This window comes from Luteimonas campi (genome assembly GCF_051162505.1).
Classification (GTDB): domain Bacteria; phylum Pseudomonadota; class Gammaproteobacteria; order Xanthomonadales; family Xanthomonadaceae; genus Luteimonas.
On the sequence record NZ_JBNWEM010000001.1, the window covers coordinates 993751 to 1014147 of the forward strand.

The window sequence follows — 20397 nt, forward strand, 5'->3', positions numbered from 1 at the left end:
TGACTTCAGCTTGCCGAAGTGCCCTTATAGGTCAGGGTCAGGCCGCACTTGGCTACGAAGCGCGCCAGCTGGGTGATCGCCGTCTGATAGTTCTTGTGGGTTTCAACGTACAGGCCATGGCACTGGATCTCCACGAAGAAATCCTTGCCGTTCGGATGCTTGGGCGTCTTCGCGAACAGATAGCGCTGCGCACTGGTCTTGTACGGCGCAAGGCGCATGACTGTGTCCCAGTGCTTGTGGCGATACAAGTACTCCATCACCTGCCTGCACAGGTCCGGCACGGAGTCTGCCTGGATCGTGGTGCCATCCAGATCGATCACCGCGCCGCGCTCCCGCGGCGCCCTATCGATGAAGCCGCCTGCATCGCCATTGGCGAGGCTACCCTCGCCTGTCGCTTCTGCATCACCGATCTCTTTGCCCACCAGCCGCCGGATGACGTCTGCCGGCTCCTTGTCGAGAAACGGGCGCGCCAGCGAAGCAAGCTTCGCGTACAGGTCGTCGGGGATTACCACGGATTTCGTCATTCTGAACTCCTGATCCAGTTTTCTTATCTGAATTTGGAGAAAAAGAGTATTTAAGTTTTTCGCAGTAGTCAAGGCCTTAACCCGCACGGACCGGTACTCATAGGCGGGACGGCATTGCTGCCCACGGCTACCTAAGATTCGGAGTCATCAACTATTGGCCGACTGCGCTGGTCGTTCGACGGCGCCACCCCACCGGCGGAACCCCGCGGCGAAGCCCATACCGCCTCCGAAATTCTTCCACAATCGCCCCCGCCCCCGCGAACCAGCTAGTGCGCCACCTGCTTCACGGCCCTGCCCTCGCGCAGGGGGGCGGGGGCCAGGCCCGGACACCAGTCGAGCACGTAGGCGGCGGGCGTGGTGCCCATGGTGTGCTTGAACACGGCGGCGAAGGCGCTGCGCGACATGCCTGCCTGCGCGGCCAGGCGTTCGAGCGGGCAGGGCTCGCCGGAGCGTGCGTGCAGGACGCTGAGCGCCTTGGCCAGTTGCGGGTGCAAGAGGCGGCGAGCGTCCCGTGATGCCGTTTGACTGCGCCGGCTGGTCCAGCCGCTGACCAGCAGTGCACCGAGGCAACCCCTTCGGCGGCCCCTCAGGCCGCCGCCTCCAGCGCCAGCAGGTAGTCGCCGAAGCCGTGTCTTGCCCGCGCATCGCGACGTGCGCTGGTGATCACCGCCGGGTTCGCACGGCGGGCGATGCTGAAGCCACCGCGTTCCAAGGCGTCGCGCAGGCCGCGGTCTTCGTGCGCGGGCAGCGCGGGGAAGCCGCCGACGGCGCGGTAGGCGCGGGCGCTGACGCCGAGGTTGGCGCCGTGCACGTGCGGGTTGTCGTCGGCGTAGTGCTCGCCGGCGAGGAAGGCGGCGCGCACGCGCGGGGCGAAGTCGCGCCAGTCGGCGACGCGCACGGTGCCGAAGAAGGCGTCCGCGTCGCAGGCCAGCTGCGCGGCGAGCCAGTCGGTGGGCACGCGGCTGTCGGCATCGGTGGAGGCGAGCCAGCGGACGCCTTCGCGCAGCAGCAGGTCGGCCGCGGCGGCGCGGGCGCGGCCCACGCAGCGGGCGTCCAGTGCGAGGGTGCGCACGCCCAGTGCGGCGCAGGCGTCGAAGGTGGCGTCGCTGCAGCTGTCCAGGGCCACCACCACTTCGACGCGTTCGCCGGCCAGCGCGGGCGACCGGGCGGCGGCGAGTATGGCGCGCAGGCAGTCGCCGATCAGGGCTTCCTCGTTGTGCGCGGGCACCAGCACGCCGATCATCGCAGGCCCTCGCGCTGCGCGACCGAAGTGGTGTCGCTGCTCCAGCAGTCGAGGAGGAAGTCGGGGTCGCGGTAGTGGGCGATGCGGGTGAGGCCGGGGATGGCCGCCAGCCGTGCATGCACGTCCACGGTGTCGCTGTGGCGGCCGTCGAAGGCGTGGCGCCAGTGGCAGGCCAGCAGCACGGCATCGGGTGCGAGGGAGGTGTCGATGCGGTGGGCGAAGGCCTGCAGGGCGGTGTCGCCCAGGTAGTAGCCCATCTCGCCAACCACGACCAGGTCGAAGCGGCCGTCGGGCCATTCGCTCGGGTGTTCCATGCAGCGCAGTTCGACGTGGCCGAGGCCGGCGCAGCGCTGGCGCGCCACGGCCACGGCACGCGGGTTGAGGTCGGTGCCCAGCAGGGCGTCGCAGCGCGTCGCCAGCTTGCGGGTCAGCTCGCCGTTGGCGCAGCCGATTTCCCAGCCGCGCCGGAACGCCGGGCGCGGCAGCGCGGCCAGCAGCAGGTCGCGCTTGCGGGTTTCGTACCAGCGGGTGCGGTAGCCGAAGGGGTCGTCGCCTTCCTGCCAGACCTGCTCGAAATAGCGTGCGAGCGTCATGGCAGGTAGACCTCGAACGGGCGGTGGAAGCGCTCCACGATGTGCGGCGGCAGGATCGGCGCGGGCGCGCGCGGCGCGTCGCTGTGCAGCTGCGAGGCGAAGCAGCGATGGCGCGCTGCTTGCGGGCGACGGTGTCGGGCGTGAGCGGCATGCGCAACGCATCGAACGGCGCACGCCGGGTGTGCGGCGACAGCCAGTGCCAGGCCCACACCGGATAGCGCAGCAGGCGCAGGCCCGGTTGCGCCGCGACGGCGAGTGCGGCGCGGCCGACGGCGTCGTGGTCGCGGTGGCCGTCCTGCTCCCAGGGCGCGAGCACGAGGTCGCCGGGTTGCAGCAGGGTGTGCAGCGCGGCCTCGATGACATCGACTTGGGCCCCTACCCCGCCATCGGGCAGGCCCAGGCGCCGCACCTGCGCGCGCACGCCGAGGGCGTCGAAGGCCTGCATGACTTCGCGCGGACGCACTTCGCGCAGGCGTTCGGGCGTCCAGGCGGCATCGCCGGGATAGCAGGCTTCGCCATCGGTGACTGCCACGAGGTGAATGTCGAGCCCGGCCTGGCTGGCGGCGCGCAGCAGGCCGCCGCAGGCGAGGGTCTCGTCATCGGGATGCGGCGAGAGCAGGACCAGCCGCCGCCGACCCTGCAGCAGTTGCGCGGCCGGCCGCTCGTCCAGTGCGGCCAGCCAGGGCGACGCGCGCCACGCGGATTCGCACTGGCCCGCGCCGTGGATGCGCGGCGGGGCTACAGCGGCCATCGTGCCTCCGCCTCCAGGGCCGCAACCTGCGCGCCCAGCGCGGCCCAGTCGCGGTCGGCGTGGCTCTGGCGCACGAACACGGACAGGTCCGCGCAGCGCTGCGCATGGTCGCCGTCGCGACACAGCGGCCCGGGGCCGAGGCTGCGGGCGGCGGCGTCGAGGACGTCGTGGCAGGCGCGTTCGACCACGGAGCGCAGGCGCACGACCTCGCGCTGGTGGGGCTGCGCGGGGTGGGCGTCGATCTGCGTGGCGAGTTCGCGCAGGAGGGCGGATGCGGCGCTCAGTGCCATGTCGACGCGTCCCAGCGCGGCGGCCAGGTGCGGGTCGCTCGCGACGCGCGCCGGGTCGGCCATGCGCTGGGCGATCTGTTCGCGGCACCGAGCCAGCAGGCGGCCACGCCGGCGCCGCCGTGCCAGAAGCCGGGACGGTCGAGATAGGCGCCCGGGCCGCCGATGCGCACGCAGGGCACGGCGTCGAAGTCCACCGGCCCGCTTTCGATGGCGGCCATGCCGACGGCCTGCCAGCCGGCATCGGGGACGGTGACGCCGGGCTGGCGCAGCTGCACCAGCACCAGCTGGCGCGCGTCGCCCCGCCTGCGGTGAGCAGCGCGGCATCGACGAAGCGCGCGCCCGAGCACCAAGGCTTGCGGCCGGACAGGACCAGCCCCCGCGGTCGGCGCGGCGTGAGTCGCGGTGGGGGGTGGAGCGCCGCGGATCACCGCCTCCCGCGCGACGCAGGAAAGCCGCGATGACATCGTGATGATCGTCGGGCGGGCGCGCTGATGAGCGATCACGGGCAGACGGCCCGGCGAATGCGTCGGGCGCGGGGACTTCGGGGGCGGTGATGAAGCCGGTTGACGGCGCTTCGGTGGCCCCCACCCCAGCCCTCCCCCGCGGGCGGGGGAGGGAGCGGAGCGAGCTGGGCGGGGAGCCGTTGGAGAGATGGCTTCAGTGGTAGTCGTCTTCGCGCTGGTGCCTGGCTGCGAGCACGGTGACGGTGTGGGCATCCTCGACCTCAAACAGCAGCACGTAGCCGCTGGCGCCGAAGCCGATGACCAGCTCGCGCAGGAACGGATCTGTCGCGGTGGCTTTGCGGCAGCTCAGCGGTGCGAGTTCGAGCACGGCGACTCCGTCGCGGATGGACTGGAGCGCACGCTCGGCGATCGCGAAATCGCCATCGCTTCGATCCAGGAGCCAGTTGTACAGCCGCTCCAGGTCTTCCCGCGCTTCCTCCGTGAAGCGGACGCGGAAGCTCATGCGGGCCGGGCCTTCCTGCGGGCTTTCGCGAGTTCTTGCGCAAGGCCGTCGAGGACGTCGGCGGCGTCCACGTACTGGCCCTTCCCTGCGGCGCGGTCACGGGACGCGAGGCCGCGGGCAATGAAGGCTTCCTGCTGGCGGCGGCGCTCCACCTGGGCGCGCACGGACTGCTCGACGAAGCTCGAGAGCGTTTCGCCTTCCTGCAGCACCGCTTCGGCGGCTTCGCGCAGGGCGGGGTCGACGCGGAGGGACGGCAGAGAGGCTGTTTTCATGCGGTGTCGCCGTGCGTTGCAATTGCAACGCATGATGGCGGAAAGGACCGGGGCGGTAAAGCGGAAGCCGGAGACGGGTGTCACGGCAGGTCTGACCTTGCAAGGGTTGCTGGGCGGCTCCGTGCTCTGCCCTGGACACAGATCGCGGCTTCGGATCGCCAGTTTCGGGGCTTAGGGATCGGGACTGCGGTGCCCCCACCCCGGCCCTCCCCCGCAGGCGGGGGAGGGAGCGAAAGCACGCTCGCGGGAGTAGCAGAAAGTACGCTCGGAGCGGGAGCAGAAGGGCCGCGTGCGCCGCGAAAGACGGACTCAGGCAGCGGCCGGGGCGCGCCTGCGGAACTTCGCCATCAGCCGCTCCTCCAGGTCGTCCACGAGCGTGAACGCCGCCGGCACCACCACCAGGCTGAGCACGGTGGAGGTGATCAGGCCGCCGATCACGGCCACGGCCATGGGCATGCGGAAGCTGGCGTCGGCGGTGAGGCCCAATGCAATCGGCAGCATGCCGGCGCCCATGGCCATGGTGGTCATGATCACGGGGCGGGCGCGCTTGTGGCAGGCGTCCATCAGGGCCTCGTGGCGCGACATGCCCTGCGCTTCGGCCATGACGGCGTAGTCCACCAGCAGGATGGAGTTCTTGACCGCGATGCCGATCAGCAAAATCAGGCCGATCAGCACCGGCAGCGAGATGTCGAGGCCCGTGACCAGCAGCGCGCCGAAGGCGCCGCCGGCGGCCAGCGGCACGGCCACCAGGATGGTGATGGGCTGGCTGGCGTGGTTGAACAGCAGCAGCAGCACGCCGTACACGCAGAAGATGCCGGCCACCATGGCCATCACGAAACCGCCGAACATCTCGGCGAACACTTCGCTGTCGCCGGCGGCCTGGCGCTGCACGCCCGGCGGAAGGTTCTGCAGGGCGGGCAGCGCGTCGATCTGCTGTTCCACCTCGCCCATGGCCATGCCGTTGAGGTCGACGGTGATGGTGACGTTGCGGCGGCGGTCGAAGCGGTCGATCTGCGAGGGGCCGCTGGCGGTGGTGATCTCGGCGACGGACGACAGCGGCACGCTGCCGCCGCTGGCGGTGGGCACGCGCAGCTGGCCGAGCAGGGCCGGATCGGACAGCGCGTCTTCGTCGAGCTGCACGCGGATCGGCACCTGGCGTTCGGGCAGGTTGAGCTTGGCCAGGAACTGCTCGTAGTCGCCGCGGGTGGCCACGCGGGTGGCGGCTGCGATGTCGGCGGTGGATACGCCGAGGTCCGCGGCGCGCGCGGCATCGGGGCGCACGATGATTTCCGGGCGCACCAGCGCGGCCGACGAGCTCACGGTGCCCAGGCCCGGCAGCTGGCGGATGCCACGCTCCACGTCGCGCGAGGCGGCCGCAAGCTTCACCGGGTCGTCGCCGGCCAGCACCAGCTGCAGCGCGCGGCCGGGTTCGCCGCCCTGGAAACTCAGGCGCACGCCGGGCAGGTCGGCCAGGCGCTCGCGCACCTGCGATTCCAGTTCGTACTGGGTGGCGTCGCGGTCGTCCTTCCAGCGGATGGTGAGCGTGGCCTTGCGCAGCTCGGCGCTGCTGAGGTCGCCCGCCGGGCCGCCGGGGCCGGAAGTGCTGCCGGCGGTGACGAACACGTGCTCGATCTCGGGGATGTCGGCGATGCGCTGGCGCGCGGTTTCGGCCACCTCCTCGGTGGTGGCGAGCGCGGTGCCGGGCGGCAGTTCCAGCAGCACGCTGCTCTGGATGCCGTCGGTGGGCGGGATGAAGGTGACCTTCAGCAGCGGCAGCAGCGCCAGCGAGCCGATGAAGATGCCCAGCGCGATGGCGAGCGTGCGGTTGCGGTGCCTGAGCGAGTTGTCTACGAAGCGCAGGTACCACTGCATCAGCTTCGAGTCGCCCTTGTGTTCGGGCAGCGGCTTGAGCAGGTAGGCGGCCATCATCGGCGTGATCAGGCGCGCGACCAGCAGCGAGAACAGCACGGCCGAAGCCGCGGTCCAGCCGAACTCGCGGAAGAACTTGCCGGGGATGCCGGGCATGAAGGCCACCGGGATGAACACCGCGGCCAGGGTGCAGGAGGTGGCGATCACGGCCAGGCCGATCTCGTCGGCGGCTTCCAGCGCGGCCACTTTCGGCGTCTTGCCCATGCGCAGGTGGCGGTCGATGTTCTCCACCTCCACGATGGCATCGTCCACCAGGATGCCCACCACCACCGCCAGCGCCAGCAGGGTGATCATGTTGAGGCTGAAGCCGAACCAGTGCATCACCGCGAAGGTCGGGATGATCGACAGCGGCAGCGCCACGGCGCTGATGAGGGTGGCGCGGATGTCGCGCAGGAACAGGAACACCACCAGCACCGCCAGCGCGGCGCCCTCGTAGAGCATGTGCATCGAGGATTCGAACGAGTCCTCGGCCACCTGGGTGGTGGAGGCCACTTCCACCATGCGCAGGCGCGGCTGCTCGTCCTGCAGCTTTGCCACGGCTTCGCGCACGGCGTTGCCGACGTCGACCTCGCTGGTGTTGGTGGTGCGCTGCACGGCGAAACCGATCACCGGGCGGCCGTCGAGCGTGGTGCGCTGGCTGACCGTGGCATTGCCGTCGGTGACGGTGGCCAGCGTGGACAGGCGCACGCTGCGGCCGTCGGGCATGGAGATGGGGAAGTCGGCGAGATCGCTGGCATCGGCGACGGTGCCGAGCGTGCGCACTGCCTGTTCGCTGCCGCCCACGGTGGTGCGGCCGCCGGGCTGCTCCTGCTGGATGCGCGCGAGCTGCTGGCTGATCAGCGCCGGGCTGGCGCCGAAGCCCTGCACGGCCTCGGGCCGCAGGGCGACGCGGATCTCGCGGTCCACGCCGCCGATGCGCCGCACCGCGCCCACGCCGGGCACGGCGAACAGGCGCTTGGCGACGGTGTCGTCGATGAACCAGCTGAGCTCCTCGTCGCTCCAGCCGTCGGCGGTGACGGCGTAGTGCAGCATGTCGCCGCCGGTGACGTTGACCAGCGAGACGATGGGCGGCTCGACGTCGGCCGGCAGGTCGATGCGCACGCGGTCGATGGCGTCGCGCACCTCGTCCTTGGCGATGGTGCCGTCCTTCTCGATCTCGAAGGTGAGGATGGTGGTGGACACGCCCTCGTTGACGATCGAGACCATGTTGTCCAGCGCGGGGATGCTGGCGGTGGCGTCCTCGACCTTGCGCGTGACCTGGGTTTCCAGGGTGCTGGGGCTGGCGCCGGGCAGGGTCACGGTGACGTTGACCACCGGCACGGTGAGGTCGGGGAACTGCGAGACGGCGAGCCGGTTGAACGCGACCAGCCCGGCCGCGGTGAGCAGGATGAAGACCAGGATCGCCGGCAGCGGGCGATGGATGGACCAGGCGGAGAAGTTCATTGCCGGTCGCCCCTGTCCGCGGCGCCCTGGGGCGCGCCGGCGGGCCGGCCACTGCCTGGCGCAGCACCCGCTGCCGCGGCAGCGTCCTCGACGACGCGCACCAGGTCGCCGTCACCGAGGAAGCCCGCGCCGCGTGCGACCACGCGCGCATCGGCGTCGAGGCCACTGCGCACTTCGATCAGGTCGCCGTGCGTCGCACCGACCTCGATGCCCTGCTCGCGCACGCGGTGCTCGCCGTCGACGACGAACACGTAGGCGCGTCCGTCGCGGCGCACCACCGACTCGTTGGGAACCAGCATCGCCTGCGCCCGGCCCAGTGCGATGCGGCCCTGCGCGAACATGCCCGCGCGCAGCGGTCCGGGTTCGGGCAGGTCGGCGTAGAGGGTGCCGGTGCGGCTCTGCACGTCCAGCGCAGGCGACACGCGCCGTACCGTGCCGGCCACCGGTCCGGCCGAGGTCTCGACCTGCACGGTGGTGCCTGGCGCGACCCGCAGCAGGTCGTCCTCGGCCAGCTCGGCGCGCCATTCCAGGCGGCCGTCGCGGATCAGGCGCAGCAGTTCGCCGCCCGCCCCCACCACCTGCCCCGGCTGCACGCTGCGCGCGGACACCACGCCGGCCACCGGCGCGCGCACCACGGTGAAGTCGCGCTGCACGCGCGCGGCGTCGCGGCTGGCGATCGCGGTATTGAGCTGCGCCTGGGCATTGGCGCGCGCGGCCTCGGCTTCCTCGGCGTCCTGCAGCGACACCATGCGGTCGTCGGCCAGCTCGCGGATGCGCGCGGCCTTGCGGCGCGCGGTCTCCAGGTTGGTCTGCGCCTCGGTCACCGCGGCATCGGACTGCGCCAGTTGCGAGGCCAGGGTGCGGTCGTCCAGGCGCAGCAGCACGTCGCCCTGCTCCACCACGCTGCCCACTTCCACTTCGACGCTGGATACGCGCACGCCGGACAGTTCGACGCCCACCGACACTTCCTCCCATGCAGCGACTGCGCCGGAGGCGGCCACCTCGCGCACCACTTCACGCGTCGTCGGCGTGGCCAGCGATACGGTCAGGCTCGGCGCGGCTTCGGGTGGCGCGTCGTCGCCGCAGGCGGCCAGGGCAAGCAGTCCGGCGACAGCCAGCACGCGCAGGGGAATGGCAGGCATGGGTTTCGGCTCGTATCAGAATGCTGATACTCTATCAGCACACTGATAACTTGCGGAACCGTGGAGGTGGCCTGATGCCCGAAAACCACGCCAGCCCCCTGTGGGCGTTCAGGAACTCCACCGCCTACCGCGCCACCTCGTTGCTCAAGCGGCTGCACCTCGGCCTGACGGTGATGATCGAAGAGCGCCTGCGCGAGGCCGGCATCGAGCTGTCGCGACCGCAGGCGCTGGTGCTGATGCACCTGCTGGAGCATCCCGGCGCCTCGAACGCGGACCTGGCGCGGCTGAGCGCGGTGTCGCCGCAGACCATGCACCAGATCCTGCTGCGGCTCGGCCGCGATGGACTGGTCGCGCGCACCCCGCACCCCTGGCTGGGGCGGGTGATGTCGTTCCGGATCACCGACCGCGGGGAGGAACTGGTGATGCGCGGCGCGGACGTGGCGCAGGACGTGATCGACGGCGCCCTGGGCGCGCTCTCGCCTGCCGAACAGGGGCAGCTGGTCGACCTGCTGCAGCGCTGCGTGGCGACGCTGCCCTCGACGCTGCTGAAGGAGCGCGAATAAAGGGCGGCGCGGAAGCGCACCCGCGCGACAATGGTTGATGGATGGGGTTGCGTCTGCGGTCAGCCGCCAGCGACGCAGGCGTCGATCTCCCCCTGCCCCTGCGCGGACGCCACGCAACGCTCGCGCGCCAGGCGGCTGCGGACTTCCCCTTCCAGGCTGCGCAAACCCCAGCGGCGGCCCTCGGCGATGGCGGCGTCTTGCTCCGCGCCCTGCAGCCAGGCTGCGCGCAGGGCAGCCAGGGCGCCGACGCGATTGCCGCTGGCGCAGTGGACCAGGGCCGGACCATCGAGGCCGTGCAGCAGTTTGTCGAAGGCGGCGACGGATTCGCGGTCGAGGTCGTCGGCGCCGGCGATGGGCAGGTTGTCGTAGGACAGTCCGGCCGCGCGGACGGCGGCGGCCTCATCGAAATCGGGGGTTTCGGCGTCTGGCGTCAGGTCGATGACATGGCGGATGCCGGCGACGCGCAGGGTGGGCAGGTCGTCGGCGGTGATCCGTCCGCCGGTGTGGATACCGTTGGCGGGGCTGGAGAAGCGATCGAGTACCGGTGCGGGCGCAGTGGTCTCGGCGCCGGTAGCGGGTGCGGCGCCGGTCGCTGCTGCCGTGCTGCCACCGGTCATGACAATGAGGGCGGCGGCGAGAAGGCCAGTGGCGGTATGACGGGTCATGGGCGGGGCCTGCGGAATGCGCTGGAGGCTGGATTGTGCGACGGGGGGCGGCGTGGCCGCGCTTCCCGCAGGGATGCGGCGCTGCCGCTGTTCATGCAGACGGATGGAGAGGCGCGACAGCCGAAAGCAGGAAGCCCCGCAGATGCGGGGCTCCTTCAAGGGCAATGGATCCCCGCTTTCGCGAGGATGACGGGCCCATCGCTGGCGGTGGACACCGCGGTGGGCCTGCATTCCGTTGCTGGCGGTGCGACAACGCCGGTGGGCGTGCGTTGTGCCCGCGCGCGGTCAGGCGAACGGATCCTGCAGCACCATGGTGTGGTCGCGGTCGGGGCCGGTGCTGACGATGCTGATCGGGCAGCCGGCCAGCTCCTCCAGCGCGCGCAGGTAGGCGCGTGCGGCCGGCGGCAGCTCTTCCCACACGGTCACGCCATGGGTGTTCTCGCTCCAGCCGGGGAACTCGAGATACACCGGGGTGATCTCTTCCCAGCCCTGCGCGTCCAGCGGGGCGTACTCGGTGCGCTTGCCGCGGTATTCGTAGGCGATGCAGATCTTCAGCTTGTCCATGCCGTCGAGCACGTCGAGCTTGGTGATGCACAGGCCGGAGATGCCGTTGATGGCCACCGCACGCTTGAGCGCGACGATGTCCATCCAGCCGCAGCGGCGCGGGCGCCCGGTCGAGGCGCCGTACTCGGCGCCGCGGTCGCGGATGCCCTGCCCGATCTCGTCGTCCAGTTCGGTCGGGAACGGACCGCCGCCCACGCGCGTGGCGTAGGCCTTGGCGATGCCCAGCACGTAGTCGATCGCGTCCGCGCCCACGCCGGTGCCGGCCAGCGCGCCGCCCACCGTGGTGTTGGAGCTGGTGACGTAGGGATAGGTGCCGTGGTCGATGTCGAGCAGCGCGCCCTGCGCGCCTTCGAACAGCACGCGCTTGCCCTGCTTGCGCAGGTCGTGGCAGATGCCGGCGACGTCGCTCTTCATCGGCTCGACGTACTCTCCGAAGGCCAGCGCTTCGTCCAGCGTCTTCTGGAAGTCGACCGGCTCGACGCCGAGGTACTGGGTGAGCACGAAGTTGTGGTAGTCGAGCGCGGACTTGAGCTTCTCGGCGAGCTGCTCGGGATAGTGCAGGTCGGCGATGCGGATGCCGCGGCGCGCCACCTTGTCTTCATAGGCCGGGCCGATGCCGCGGCCGGTGGTGCCGATGGCCTTGCCTCCGGCCGCCTTTTCGCGGGCCTGATCCAGCGCGATGTGGTAGGGCATGATCAGCGGCGCGGCCGGGCTGATCTTCAGCCGCGAGCGCACTTCCACGCCGGCGCTTTCGAGTTCCTCGATCTCCTTGATCAGGGCCGCGGGCGAGATCACCACGCCGTTGCCGATCAGGCACAGCGCGTCGTCGCGCAGGATGCCGGACGGGATCAGGTGCAGCACCGTCTTCTTGCCGTTGATGACCAGGGTATGGCCGGCGTTGTGGCCGCCCTGGAAGCGCACGACTGCGCCGATCTCCTCGGTAAGCAGGTCGACGATCTTGCCCTTGCCCTCATCGCCCCACTGGGCGCCCAACACGACGACTGACTGACCCATGGCTGGTGTCTCCTTGTTGCATGCGGCCATCGGGGCCGCAGGATGGGCCGCATCCGACCGGGAGTGCCTTGCGGGCCGCTCCATCGGGGAGCCGTCCGCCACGCCGGGCCAGACACGGAAAAAGCCGGCGGAGAGACTGTCCCCGACCGGCTTTTATGCATTATCCGGGTTTTGGGAGGTGGGGGCCAGCCGCAGGTCCAGGCAGCGGGGCGCGTCGGATCTCCGGGCGCGTTGCGACCGGCGATCCCTGGCGCTGCAGGCATCCAGCGGGATCCGGCATCTGCCGCAGCATGAGGATGGATCGCGGGCGCGAGACGGCAGTCCTCGACCCGCGCGCGTCGCAACGGCAACGCACCAGAGCGTGCGATCTCCTTCCGTCATCGCGGGTGCAGCGAGGGATCCCGCCATCGGCCGGCGCCGGTGCCGGCTCGCAGTTCTACTGTCCGCGGACGAAGTACAGCGCGGCCAGGCCGCAGGCCAGGATGACGACGCCGATGCGGCGCAGCTGCTGCTCGGGCAGGGCCTGCAGCTGCTGCGCGGCCCGCTTCCAGCCGCCGGGGGCGACGAACAGCATCAGGCCTTCGAGGACGGCAACCAGGCACAGGGCGGCCCAGAGGTCTTGCATGGGTCGGATTCCTTGTCGGTTGGTCGGCCTTGCGAAGCCCGGCGTGACCATCATGGGCCCACCGGCGCGTCCGCGCGTCTAGCGATGCGCGATGGGGGTGCGGCGCGGGCGGCGCCTGCCGCGCGGGCAACACCCGCGCTTCGCAGCAGCACCGACGTCGCACCCGCCTGGCGGTGAAGCCGCTCCCTCCCGCGGCTGCGGGAGGAAGCCGCGAACGGTTGGCCTCAGCGGTCGCTGCGCATGTACTGCAGGAACGGATCGTTGCGCTCGAGCACGATCACGCTGTTGCCGTCGACGAACGAGGCGCGGTAGGCCTCCAGGCTGCGCTGGAAGGCGTAGAAGCCCGGGTCGCGGCTGGCGGCCTGGCCGTAGATGCGCGTGGCCTCGGCATCGCCCTCGCCTCGCAGCTTCTGCGCGTCGCGCTCGGCCTCGGCGACCAGCACGGTGCGCTCGCGGTCGGCTTCGGCGCGGATGATGCGGGCCTGCTCTTCACCTTCCGCGCGCAGGCGGCTGGCCACCTGGCGACGTTCGGCGCGCATGCGGTCGTAGACCTGGGCGATGACGTCGCTGTCGGTGGGCAGGTCGATCTGCTTGAGGCGGATGTCGATCACGCGCATGCCCAGCGTCTTGGCCGCCTCGTTGATGCCTTCCAGCTGCCTGGCGATGATCTCCGAGCGGTCGCCGGACACCAGCTGCTGCAGGGTGCGGGCGTTGATCTCGTTGCGCAGCGAGTCCTTGATGATCGGCGCCAGGCGCTCGCTGGCCAGGTCCATCTGCCCGCCGGTGGCGCGGTAGAAATCGGCCACGTCGCTGATCAGGCCGATCGCCACGAAGTCCACGCTCACGTCCTTGCGCTCGGAGGTGAGGTAGCGCTCGGGCGAGAACTCGGCGGCGTAGAAGCGCCGGTCGAACACGCGCGCGGTTTCCACCAGCGGGATCTTGAAGTGCAGGCCCGGGCCGATGTCGGTACGGGCCACGCGGCCCAGGTTGAGCACCAGGGCGGTCTGGCCCTCGCGTACCACGTATACCGAGCCCATCAGCAGCAGCACGGCCGCGACGATGATGGGGGCGATCAGGTTGAGTCTCATCGGTTGCCTCCTTCACCGCGCGCGGTGCGGCTGGGTCGCGGCAGGGTCGCATCGCCGCCGCCGTTGGCCGGCATCACGATCTCCGGCGGCAGCACCGGCGGCTGCTGGCTGCCGGCGGCGCCGGCGTCGTTCTGCTGCTGGGTCATGGGCACGTAGATCAGCTGCTGGCCGTCGCCGCCCACCACCTTGCGGTTGTCGGCGAGCACCTGCTGCAGGGTCTCCAGCCACAGGCGCTTGCGGGTCACGTCGGGCGCGTTGCGGTATTCGTCCACCAGCAGGGTGAAGCGTTCGGCGTCACCGGTGGCGCGGGCCACGGCGGCGGTCTTGTAACCCTCGGCGGTGGTGCGCAGGCGCTGCGCGTCGCCGCGGGCCTCGGGCACCACGCGCGCGGCGTAGGCGCGGGCCTCGTTGACCAGGCGCTCGTTGGTCTGCTGGGCGCTGTTGACCTCGTCGAACGCGGGCTTGACCTCTTCCGGCGGACGCGCGTCCTGCAGGTTGAGCTCGGTCACCACCAGGCCGGTGCGATAGGCCTCCAGCGAGGCCTGCAGCGCGGTCGAGGCGGCCACCGACAGCGGCCCGCGGGCGTTGAGCGCGGTGTCCAGGTCGGCGCGGCCGATCTGCTCGCGCACCGCGCTCTGCGCGATCTGCTCCAGCACGCGTACCGCGTTCTGGGTGCCGAACAGGAACAGCTCCGGATCCGCCACGCGGTACTGCACGTTGAACGAGACGGTGACGATGTTCTCGTCGCGGGTCAGCACCGGCAGGCTGTTGGTGAAGGTCCGCACGCTGGTCGCGTCGACCTTGGTGACGGTCTCGATCGGCCACGGCGCCTTGAAGTTGGGGCCCGGCTGCATCACGCGCGCCACCTGGCCGAAGCGCAGCACCACGCCGCGCTGCTGTTCGCCGATCAGCACGAAGCAGTTGAACACCAGCCACACCGCCAGGGCGATGCCGATCCAGCGCAGCGGGCTGCCACCGCCACCGCCGCCGCCGAACAGACCGCGCAGGCGGTCGCCCAGGTCGCCCATGCCACCGCCGCCACGACGACGCTTGGGCGGCCAGGGATTGCGGCCTTCGCCGTCGGGGCGCGGACGTTCGGGTCGCTCGCCGTTGTTCTTGCCGGGAATGTTCCAGGCCATGCCTGCTCCAGTCTGGGGTGCGCCGCGCTCGGTGGGCGTGGCGCAGCGTGTCGCGATTGCGGGGCGGGACGGCCCGGCGCGCACGGGCGGTACCCGGTCGCGGCTGGGCCGGCTCCTGCGCCGGCGGTCCGTTAGTTTACAGGGTGGGGTCGGGCTCGAGTTCCGGCAAGAGCGGGCGCAGCAAGGCGCCGTCGCCCTGCGCGGCCAGGCGGGCGGCGTCGGCCTCGGACAGGTCCACCTGCAGGCGCCAGCCGTGCTCGTCCTGAGATTCGGCGCGCACCGCTTCGAGCTGGTGCAGGCGCGCGCGCAGCCGTCCGGCCTCGGGCGGGAGCGCCAGTTCGGCCACGATCCTGCGCTGGGCGAGCCGTTGCGACAGCGCCTGCTGCAGCAGGTCCAGGCCGAGGCCGTCGCGGGCCGAGATCCAGACCCGCTCGCGGCCGAGAGCCACTGTGCCGCCGGGCAGCGCATCGCCGCTGCCGTTCGCCGCCTCGGGCGCATCGCGCCTGGCCTGCGCGCCTTCGATCCGGTCGATCTTGTTGAACACCAGCAGCTGCGGGATATCGCCGGCGCCGATCTCGGCCAGCACCGCGTCGACCTGGCGGATGCGCTCCTCGCGCAGCGGGTCGGCGGCGTCGATCACGTGCAGCAGCAGGTCGGCCTCGCGCGCCTCGCTGAGGGTCGAGCGGAACGCGGCGACGAGTTCGTGCGGCAGGTCGCGCACGAAGCCCACCGTGTCGGCCAGCACCACCGGCCCGCTGGGCAGGCCGATGCGGCGCACGGTGGGATCCAGCGTGGCGAACAGCTGGTCGGCCGCATAGGCATCGGCCCCGGTCAGGGCGTTGAACAGGGTCGACTTGCCGGCGTTGGTGTAGCCCACCAGGGCTACGCGCGGCAGCTCGCTGCGCACGCGGGCACGGCGCATCTGGTCGCGCTGCACCTGCACCTTGGACAGGCGCTTCTGCAGCATGTCCACGCGCTTTTGCAGCAGGCGGCGGTCGGTCTCGAGCTGGGTTTCGCCGGGGCCGCGCAGGCCGATCGAGCCGCCGCGCTGGCGCTCGAGGTGGGTCCAGCCGCGGACCAGGCGGGTGGACATGTGCTTGAGCTGGGCCAGTTCGACCTGCAGCTTGCCGTCGTGGCTGCGAGCGCGCTGGGCGAAGATGTCCAGGATCAGGCCGGTGCGGTCGACCACGCGCCGCTCCAGCGCCTTCTCCAGGTTGCGTTCCTGGCCGGGCGTGAGCGGGTGGTTGACCAGCACCAGGTCGGCGCCGGACGCCTCGCAGGCCGCCTTGACCTCTTCGAGCTTGCCGGTGCCGATCAGCAGCGCCGGGTTGGGCTTGTCGATGCGCGCGGTGAGGACGGTGGCGACGGTGGCGCCGGCGGAGCGCGCCAGTTCGGCGAACTCCTCCAGTTCGGCGTCGTCGGGCGCGCCTCCGGCATGGGGCTGGATCAGCAGCGCGTGCTCGCCCTTGCGGGAGCGCTCGAACAGTTGGGTCGGCATCGGATCTCGGCGGTTGGCTCAGGCACCCGACATGGAGGCCGCGGTGCCCGTCTTCAACCACCGGGGCGTCGCGGGGACGCCCCCTGGCCGGCTTCAGGCCGGATCGACCGGCGCCTCGTCGCTGCCGTCGGTCGCCTGGACCACGCCGCCGCCCGGCCCCACGCGCACGTTGCGCGCCGGCACCACGGTGGAAATGGCGTGCTTGTAGACCATCTGGCTGACGGTATTGCGCAGCAGGACCACGAACTGGTCGAAGGATTCGATCACGCCCTGCAGCTTGATGCCGTTGACCAGGTAGATCGAGACGGGAACGCGTTCGCGCCGCAGCGCATTCAGGAAAGGATCCTGCAAGGACTGTCCCTTGGACATGGTGTTTCCCCAGCTTGGTTATTGTTGTGTCCGGCCGGCGCCCCTGGCGGACCTTCCCGGCCGCATTGCCCGACCCGCTTGCATCCCCGGCGGCGGCAACACGGGGATGGTACACAACCGGCCGCGTCGCGGGCGGGCTGCGGGTGGATGGCGTCACAAAAGGCACGACCGGGAGCGGATTCGGACTGCCGCGAGGCGGCGTCAGCCGCGTCCCAGGAATCGCCGCACGGTGCCGGCGATGGCCTCGCCCTGCCGTTCCGGGTCGAACCACAGGGCGTCGAGTTCGCCACGCAACCAGGTGAGCTGGCGCTTGGCGAGCTGGCGCGTCGCGGCGATGACGCGCTCGCGGAACTGCGCCGCGTCGGTGCCGCCATCCAGGTGTTCCCAGGCCTGTCGATAGCCGACGGCGCGGATGGCGGGCAGGTCCAGCGGCGCAGGATGCGTGGCCAATGGCGGCAGCGCGCGCAGCGCCTGCACCTCGTCAAGGAAGCCGGCGGCGAGCATGGCGTCGAAGCGCTGCGCGATGCGCGCGTGCAGCACCGCGCGCTCCCGCGGCGCGATCACCAGCCTGAGCACGCGCACCCGGGGCCGGTGCGACCGCGGGGCCTGCCGCTGCCAGTCGCTGATCGTGCGTCCGCTCAGCCGGAACACCTCGATCGCGCGCTGGATGCGCTGCGGATCGCCGGGCTTGATCCGCGCGGCGGCATCCGGGTCGATCCGCGCCAGTTCGGCATGCAGGGCGGGCCAGCCGCGCACGGCCGCCTCCTCCGCGATCGCGGCCCGCGTCGCCGCGTCGGCCTCGGGCATGGGCGACAGTCCGCGCAGCAGGGCCTGGAAGTACAGGCCGGTCCCCCCGGCCAGGATCGGCAGGCGACCGCGGGCGAGGATGCCCTCGATGGCGGCGCGCGCGTCGCGGGCGAACTCGGCCGCCGAATAGGCCTGCCAGGGATCGCGCAGGTCGAGCAGGTGGTGGGGCGCACGCGCGCGTTCGGCGGCGTCGGGCTTGGCCGAGCCGATGTCGAGGCCGCGGTAGACCAGTGCCGAGTCGACGCTGACGATCTCGCCGCCGAAGCGTTGCGCCCAGTCCAGCGCCAGCGCGGTCTTGCCCGATGCGGTGGGGCCCATCAACGCGATGGCGGGCGGGCGGCGGTCGGCGGGCATGTGCCGCATTATCGCCCGCGCGGGCGCCGCGACCGCATCGCCTGCGCCGTCCGGGGCTTGGGCTGGAATTCCGGCGTCGATGTCGGCTCGCGACTGTTCGCTGCGCACGGCTCCATCCCTTTCCACTGCCAGCATAGTCCGCACTGCCCGCGATGTCCTCTGCACCCCGCGCCGACGGCGCAATCCGGCCCGGCGTCGACGATGCCGCCCTGCACGTCCTGTCCGCGGCGCTCGACCAGCGCGATCGCGACACCCACGTGCATTGCGACCGCGTGGCCGTCCTGGCCACGCTGCTGGGGACGCACTGCGACCTCGACCAGCGGCAGCTGCACGACCTGGCCCTGGGCGCGCGCTTCCACGACGTGGGCAAGATCGGCATTCCCGACGGCGTGCTGCTGTCGGCCGGCGCGCTGGACGCAGCCGACTGGCACGTCATGCGCAACCCATCCGGAACGGGGCGAGCGATTGTTCCTCGCCACCGCGCGCGAGGACGCGCAGCGGGTGGCGCAGCTGATCCGCCATCACCACGAGGCCGTCGACGGCTCGGGCTATCCCGACGGCCTGCGCGGCGATGCGATCCCGCTCGAATGCTGGGTACTGTCGCTGGTCGACGCCTACGACGCCATGACCAGCCGGCGGCCCTACCACGCGCCGATGCCCGAGGCGCAGGCCATGCGCAAGCTGGGCGATGCCACGGCCCGGACCCTGGATCCGGAGGTGTTCCGCGTGCTCGGGCACCTGTTGCCACAGGTCCGCGAACTCGCCGGCTGATCCCGGCGCCCGCAGGTGCGGGGCCGGCAACCCCGTTCCGCCGCACCGTGCGTTTGCACTCCCCGACGCCCTCGGGAGACCGCTCATGTTCCGCAACGCACTCGCCGCCGCACTCGCCGCCGCCCTGCTCCTGTCCGCCTGCCGTTCGGCCGCGCCCGGGAGAGATGCCGACCTCGCCACGCTCATCGCACCACCCGCCCCGCCACCGCCTCCCATGCCGGCTGCCGCGGACGGAGCGCAGCGGTCCCTGGCCGCGCAGCGCGCGATGGCTCGGGAATCCACCGCCATCCAGGTGTCCGCGGCCCACGTGCTCGCCGCCGAGGCGCCGGCACCGGCGAACACCGAACGCTACGCGCCTCGCGAGGACAATCCGGTGCAGCGCACGAGCGAGCAGCCGGTATCGACGTTCTCGATCGATGTCGACACCGGCAGCTACAGCAACGTGCGGCGCATGCTGCGCGCCGGCGTGCGTCCGCCGGCCGATGCGGTGCGGGCCGAGGAGTTCATCAACTACTTCGACTATGGCCATCCCGGCCCGGATACGCTGGAGACGCCGTTCCGCGCGACCGCCGAGATCGCGCCCGCGCCCTGGGATGCGCGCCGCCACCTGCTGATGATCGGACTCAAGGGCTACGACGTGCCCAAGGCGCAACTGCCGCCGGCCAACCTGGTGTTCCTGCTCGACACCTCCGGCTCGATGAATTCGCCCGACAAGCTGCCGCTGCTCAAGCAGGCTTTCGCCGAACTCACCGGCCAGTTGCGCGCGCAGGACCGCGTGTCGATCGTGGTGTATGCCGGCTCGGCCGGCCTGGTGCTGCCGCCCACGCCCGGCGACCGCAAGGACGAGATCCTGGGTGCGCTGGGGCGCCTGGAGGCCGGCGGCAGCACCAATGGCGGCGACGGCATCCGCCTGGCCTATGCGATGGCGCGACGCGCCTACATCGAAGGCGGCGTCAACCGCGTGATCCTGGCCACCGACGGCGATTTCAACGTCGGCACCGTCGACGGCGACTCGCTGGAAACCATGGTCGCCGACCAGCGCCGAGCCGGCATCGCGCTGACCACGCTCGGCTTCGGCCATGGCAATTACAACGACCACCTGGCCGAGCGCCTGGCCGATGCGGGCGATGGCAACCACGCCTACATCGACACCCTGCTCGAAGCGCGCAAGGTGCTGGTGGAGGAAATGTCCTCGACCCTGCTCACCATCGCCCAGGACGTGAAGATCCAGCTCGAGTTCAATCCCGCGCTGGTGTCCGAATACCGCCTGATCGGCTACGAGAACCGCATGCTGGCGCGCGAGGATTTCGCCAACGACCGGGTCGATGCCGGCGACATCGGTGCCGGCCACGAGGTCACCGCGCTGTACGAGATCACCCTGGCCGGCTCCGGCGGCGAGCGCCTGCCGGCGCTACGCTACGGCGCGCCGACGCCTGCCGTGGCGACGCCGTCGGGCGAGTTCGCGCATCTGCGCCTGCGCTACAAGCGCCCCGGCGAAACCTCGAGCCGGCTGATCGAAACCCCGGTCACGCAGGCGGCGATGCGCGCGCAGCCGGGCGAATCGATGCGCTTCGCGGCCACGGTGGCGGCCTTCGCCGATGCCCTGCGCGGCGGCAAGCACCTGGGCGGCTGGGATTGGACCGCCATCGCGGCGAGCGCGCGCGAGAACCGCGGCCACGATGCCTGGAAGCTGCGCGCCGAGTTCGCCGGGCTGGTGGACGCCTCGGCGGCGCTGGTGGCCGGCAGCGACGATCGCGGCGGCGCGGCGCCACCGGTGGCGTGGTGAT

21 protein-coding genes and 1 pseudogene are annotated in these 20397 nt (G+C 71.3%); 3 read left to right on the forward strand and 19 right to left on the reverse strand.

From position 1 onward, the window contains the following. Window positions 1–5 precede the first annotated feature (5 nt). From ACQYVW_RS04460 to ACQYVW_RS04510, 11 genes and pseudogenes are all read right to left on the reverse strand, one after another. Window positions 6–524, reverse strand: a complete 519-nt coding sequence (locus ACQYVW_RS04460) for a hypothetical protein (protein ID WP_434946167.1) — start codon at window positions 522–524, stop codon at window positions 6–8. A 266-nt stretch (window positions 525–790) separates the two neighbouring features. Then, complete coding sequence (locus ACQYVW_RS04465; RefSeq protein WP_434946168.1) at window positions 791–1018, reverse strand: AraC family transcriptional regulator; 228 nt, start codon at window positions 1016–1018, stop codon at window positions 791–793. A gap of 92 nt (window positions 1019–1110) precedes the next feature. Further along, window positions 1111–1767 carry a glycosyltransferase family 2 protein gene (locus ACQYVW_RS04470; protein WP_434946262.1) on the reverse strand — a complete coding sequence of 219 codons (657 nt, stop codon included), beginning with the start codon at window positions 1765–1767 and terminating at the stop codon, window positions 1111–1113. Beyond that, window positions 1764–2360 (reverse strand): class I SAM-dependent DNA methyltransferase, encoded by a 597-nt coding sequence (locus ACQYVW_RS04475; RefSeq protein WP_434946169.1) that lies wholly within the window; start codon window positions 2358–2360, stop codon window positions 1764–1766. Before ACQYVW_RS04475 ends, ACQYVW_RS04470 begins: the two co-directional genes overlap by 4 nt. Window positions 2361–2667: 307 nt before the next feature. Continuing rightward, window positions 2668–3111 (reverse strand): annotated as a pseudogene (locus ACQYVW_RS04480) (PIG-L deacetylase family protein); the annotation flags it as partial. Then, window positions 3099–3401 (reverse strand): hypothetical protein, encoded by a 303-nt coding sequence (locus tag ACQYVW_RS04485; RefSeq protein WP_434946170.1) that lies wholly within the window; start codon window positions 3399–3401, stop codon window positions 3099–3101. The gene ACQYVW_RS04485 and the pseudogene ACQYVW_RS04480, both read right to left, overlap by 13 nt. Next, entirely contained in the window at window positions 3392–3904 is a 513-nt protein-coding gene (locus ACQYVW_RS04490) for a hypothetical protein (RefSeq protein ID WP_434946171.1), read from the reverse strand. Before ACQYVW_RS04490 ends, ACQYVW_RS04485 begins: the two co-directional genes overlap by 10 nt. Window positions 3905–4058: 154 nt before the next feature. Next, window positions 4059–4367: a type II toxin-antitoxin system RelE/ParE family toxin gene (locus ACQYVW_RS04495; protein WP_434946172.1), complete on the reverse strand. Its 309-nt coding sequence runs from the start codon at window positions 4365–4367 to the stop codon at window positions 4059–4061. Then, a complete protein-coding gene (locus ACQYVW_RS04500; RefSeq protein WP_434946173.1) occupies window positions 4364–4639 on the reverse strand; it encodes a YlcI/YnfO family protein in 276 nt (91 codons plus the stop codon). Before ACQYVW_RS04500 ends, ACQYVW_RS04495 begins: the two co-directional genes overlap by 4 nt. A gap of 309 nt (window positions 4640–4948) precedes the next feature. Continuing rightward, window positions 4949–8011 (reverse strand): efflux RND transporter permease subunit, encoded by a 3063-nt coding sequence (locus tag ACQYVW_RS04505; RefSeq protein WP_434946174.1) that lies wholly within the window; start codon window positions 8009–8011, stop codon window positions 4949–4951. After that, window positions 8008–9153 carry an efflux RND transporter periplasmic adaptor subunit gene (locus ACQYVW_RS04510; RefSeq protein WP_434946175.1) on the reverse strand — a complete coding sequence of 382 codons (1146 nt, stop codon included), beginning with the start codon at window positions 9151–9153 and terminating at the stop codon, window positions 8008–8010. Before ACQYVW_RS04510 ends, ACQYVW_RS04505 begins: the two co-directional genes overlap by 4 nt. A gap of 74 nt (window positions 9154–9227) precedes the next feature. Here ACQYVW_RS04510 and ACQYVW_RS04515 point away from each other — a divergent pair, with 74 nt between their 5' ends. Then, on the forward strand, window positions 9228–9716 hold the full coding sequence (locus ACQYVW_RS04515; protein ID WP_434946176.1) for a MarR family winged helix-turn-helix transcriptional regulator: 489 nt from the start codon (window positions 9228–9230) through the stop codon (window positions 9714–9716). Between the two features lie 59 nt (window positions 9717–9775). Here the strand turns inward: ACQYVW_RS04515 and ACQYVW_RS04520 are convergent, their stop codons facing one another. The 8 genes from ACQYVW_RS04520 to miaA all read right to left on the reverse strand — a co-directional run bounded on the left by ACQYVW_RS04520 (window position 9776) and on the right by miaA (window position 17839). Next, window positions 9776–10540, reverse strand: a complete 765-nt coding sequence (locus ACQYVW_RS04520; RefSeq protein ID WP_434946177.1) for a protein tyrosine phosphatase family protein — start codon at window positions 10538–10540, stop codon at window positions 9776–9778. 126 nt (window positions 10541–10666) lie between these two features. Then, window positions 10667–11959 (reverse strand): adenylosuccinate synthase, encoded by a 1293-nt coding sequence (locus ACQYVW_RS04525; RefSeq protein WP_434946178.1) that lies wholly within the window; start codon window positions 11957–11959, stop codon window positions 10667–10669. A gap of 436 nt (window positions 11960–12395) precedes the next feature. Beyond that, on the reverse strand, window positions 12396–12584 hold the full coding sequence (locus ACQYVW_RS04530) for a DUF2065 domain-containing protein (protein ID WP_434935298.1): 189 nt from the start codon (window positions 12582–12584) through the stop codon (window positions 12396–12398). A gap of 224 nt (window positions 12585–12808) precedes the next feature. Further along, a complete protein-coding gene (hflC, locus tag ACQYVW_RS04535; protein ID WP_434935299.1) occupies window positions 12809–13672 on the reverse strand; it encodes a protease modulator HflC in 864 nt (287 codons plus the stop codon). Continuing rightward, window positions 13669–14811: an FtsH protease activity modulator HflK gene (gene hflK, locus ACQYVW_RS04540; RefSeq protein WP_434946179.1), complete on the reverse strand. Its 1143-nt coding sequence runs from the start codon at window positions 14809–14811 to the stop codon at window positions 13669–13671. The genes hflC and hflK overlap by 4 nt, the downstream gene beginning before the upstream one ends. A gap of 136 nt (window positions 14812–14947) precedes the next feature. Then, window positions 14948–16297, reverse strand: coding sequence for a ribosome rescue GTPase HflX (hflX, locus tag ACQYVW_RS04545; protein ID WP_434946263.1), 1350 nt, complete (start codon window positions 16295–16297; stop codon window positions 14948–14950). A gap of 105 nt (window positions 16298–16402) precedes the next feature. Further along, window positions 16403–16678, reverse strand: coding sequence for an RNA chaperone Hfq (gene hfq / locus ACQYVW_RS04550; RefSeq protein WP_434935303.1), 276 nt, complete (start codon window positions 16676–16678; stop codon window positions 16403–16405). Between the two features lie 201 nt (window positions 16679–16879). Beyond that, the gene (gene miaA / locus ACQYVW_RS04555) at window positions 16880–17839 is read right to left on the reverse strand and encodes a tRNA (adenosine(37)-N6)-dimethylallyltransferase MiaA (RefSeq protein WP_434935305.1); all 960 of its coding nucleotides are present in this window, start codon (window positions 17837–17839) and stop codon (window positions 16880–16882) included. Between the two features lie 465 nt (window positions 17840–18304). Between miaA and ACQYVW_RS04560 the strand changes: the two genes are divergently transcribed. Further along, the gene (locus ACQYVW_RS04560) at window positions 18305–18610 is read left to right on the forward strand and encodes an HD-GYP domain-containing protein (protein ID WP_434946180.1); all 306 of its coding nucleotides are present in this window, start codon (window positions 18305–18307) and stop codon (window positions 18608–18610) included. Window positions 18611–18695: 85 nt separating this feature from the next. Beyond that, window positions 18696–20396, forward strand: coding sequence for a vWA domain-containing protein (locus ACQYVW_RS04565; protein WP_434946181.1), 1701 nt, complete (start codon window positions 18696–18698; stop codon window positions 20394–20396). The last annotated feature ends 1 nt before the right edge of the window (window position 20397 follow it).